Origin of the sequence: Mesorhizobium sp. M7D.F.Ca.US.004.03.1.1, assembly GCF_003998635.1 — a bacterium.
Lineage (GTDB): Bacteria > Pseudomonadota > Alphaproteobacteria > Rhizobiales > Rhizobiaceae > Mesorhizobium > Mesorhizobium loti.
Map to the genome: position 1 here is coordinate 1 of NZ_RZQG01000843.1, position 2,538 is coordinate 2,538.

General features: G+C 63.5%; 3 protein-coding genes and 1 pseudogene. All 4 read left to right on the forward strand.

Annotated elements, in window-relative coordinates; translation table 11 throughout:
* Positions 1-163 (forward strand): annotated as a pseudogene (locus EN935_RS42380) (ABC transporter permease); the annotation flags it as partial.
* Positions 163-975: an ABC transporter permease gene (locus tag EN935_RS30750; protein WP_109664066.1), complete on the forward strand. Its 813-nt coding sequence runs from the start codon at positions 163-165 to the stop codon at positions 973-975. The pseudogene EN935_RS42380 and the gene EN935_RS30750, both read left to right, overlap by 1 nt.
* A 10-nt stretch (positions 976-985) precedes the next feature.
* A complete protein-coding gene (locus EN935_RS30755) occupies positions 986-1,747 on the forward strand; it encodes a glucose 1-dehydrogenase (RefSeq protein WP_127264850.1) in 762 nt (253 codons plus the stop codon).
* Positions 1,748-2,049: 302 nt separating this feature from the next.
* Positions 2,050-2,538: hypothetical protein (locus EN935_RS30760; protein ID WP_127373950.1), on the forward strand; the 489-nt coding region annotated here is incomplete at its 3' end.

Here is a 2,538-nt window from a genome sequence, read left to right on the forward strand (position 1 = left end):
CTTCATCGGCAACGCGCTGGTCGACCTGTTCCTGCAGTCGCGCAACTGGCCGTTCGGATCGGCCATCGCGATCACGCTGGTGCTGGTCTCGGTGGTGGTGCTGATTGCCGCCAACCGCATCTCGACCCGGGTTTCGGGCGCGCGCCGGGTGGACCTGATCTGATGCGCGCCTTTGTCATTGCCGTCTTTGCCTTCCTCTATCTGCCGATCGCGCTGGTCGTGCTGTTCTCCTTCAACGCCGGTCACCATGCCAGCGAGTTCACCGGCTTTTCGGTGCAATGGTACGGCAAGGCGCTGGCGAACCCGTTCCTGGTCGAGGCGCTGAAGAACAGCCTGTTCATTGCCACCACCAGCGCTTCGCTGGCGGCGCTGTGCGGCACGGCGGCCGCACTCGGCCTGGCGCGTGTCAGCGTCAGAACCCGCGCGGTTTTCGATGCCCTTCTCGGGGCCGCGATCGTCGTTCCGGGTGTCGTCATCGGCATTTCGACGCTGGTTGCGCTCGTCCAGCTCTTTGGCGTCGTCAACCCGTTCCTCGCCTCGATCTGGCCGGATGGCCAGCCGCCGCGCCTGGCGCTCGGCTACGGTTCCATCATTGCGGCACATGGGCTGTTTTCGATGGCGCTGGTGACGATGATCGTTGGCACCCGGCTCGGCAGCCTCGACCGCAATCTGGTCGAGGCTTCGAGTGATCTCTACGCCACGCCGTTGACGACGTTTCGCAGCATCGTCCTGCCACAGATCCTGCCGGCGGTGGTCGCCGGCTTCCTGCTCGCCTTCACCTTCTCCTTCGATGATTTCATCGTCGCCTTCTTCGTCGCCGGCGCACAGACGACGTTGCCGATCTATGTCTTCGCTTCGATCCGGCGTGGCGTGACGCCGGAAATCAATGCCATCGCGACGATCGTCCTCGTCGCCTCCGTGCTGCTTGTGGTGCTTGCCCAATGGCAGTTGCGCCAACGCAAACCGTCAAACTGAAAGCTGCGTCATGATCCTCAAAGACCGCATCGCCGTGGTGACAGGCGCCGGCTCCGGCATCGGGCGCGCCGGCGCCATGACCATGGCCAGGGAAGGCGCGGTGGTCGTCATCGCCGACAGGGATCAGGCCGCCGGCGAAGCAACAGCTTCGGACATTCGGGCAGCGGGAGGGCAGGCCGAGGCAATCGCGACCGATGTCGCTGATGACGCGGCGGTCGGGCAACTCATTGCCGGCACGCTCGACAGGCATGGGCGCATCGACATCCTGCACAATCACGCCGGCATCCAGGTCGGCGGCACGCTGACTGAAGTCGAAGTCGACGGCATGGATGCCTCGTGGCGGGTCAATGTGCGGGCGCAGTTCCTGGCGGCCAGGATGGTCATGCCGTCGATGGTCGCACGAGGCGGCGGTGTCATCCTCAACACCGCCTCCAATTCGGGCGTGTTCTACGACCGCGAGATGATCGCCTACGCAACCTCCAAACATGCGGTGGTGGCAATGACGCGGCAGATGTCGCTCGACTACGCCCGGCACAATGTCCGCGTCAACGCACTCTGTCCCGGCTGGGTCGACACGCCGTTCAACGGGCCGTTCATCGCCCAGATGGGTGGACGCGAGGCGATCGAAAACTATGTCCGCACCAAGATACCGATGGGGCGCTGGGCCAGCGCCGATGAGATCGCCGAGGCGATCCTGTTCCTCGTCTCCGACCGCTCATCCTTCATGACCGGCCAGGCGCTGGTGATCGATGGGGGCGAAAGCATCGGCTGAGACCTGTGCTTTCGTTATGGACGTCCCGTGTTTCAAAGCCTTTCCGATATACTACGCCACGACTTTTACCCGTGCCGCTGCTCGGCGGCAGGACTATAGTCTGGCCGACGTGGGACTTCAGTGCCATGGCGATCTGAGAAGATTGATTTGTATTTGATATCAAAGGTTTATGGTGCCGGCTGGTTGCCGGCTCGCGTATTGAGACGGCATTTGTCTAAAGTTTACTCTGTACAATTAGCGATTTCTCATACGACGGTCGCCTAGCGGTCGGGCGAGGGTGGCGATTCCCCGAGGAGGTTACCATGACGAACCGAAAGACTCTGTTCGCGGCGCTTGCCGCATTGGCGCTTCTGGCGTCTCCGGCGCTCGCCGGAGCCGGCGGCAACGGGCACGGCGGCGGCAATGGCGGTGGCAATGCCGGCGGCAACGGGAACGGCGGTGGCAATGCTGGCGGTAACGGCGGCGGCAATGGCAGTGGCAAGAGCGGCGCTTCGCACGGCAAGTCGTCGTCGGCTCCCGGGCGGGCGGCAAAGGCGGACAGCACCACGGTCGACACGACCACAAAGGTCTCGGCCGTGCCCAAGGAGAAAAACATCCACGCCAAACTCGGCCGGTTGAACTCGCTGCAGCGCAACATCAACGCCTACATGAACTCCAAGAGCAAAAAGTTCGCTGCCATTCAGGCATTCGTGACGCAGTCCGCGAAAGCCAAGGTCGCCCAGGCTACAGCGGCCGCCGCCCAGGCCGAACTGGACGCCCTGACGGCGCTGACACCCGATCAGATTGCCGCC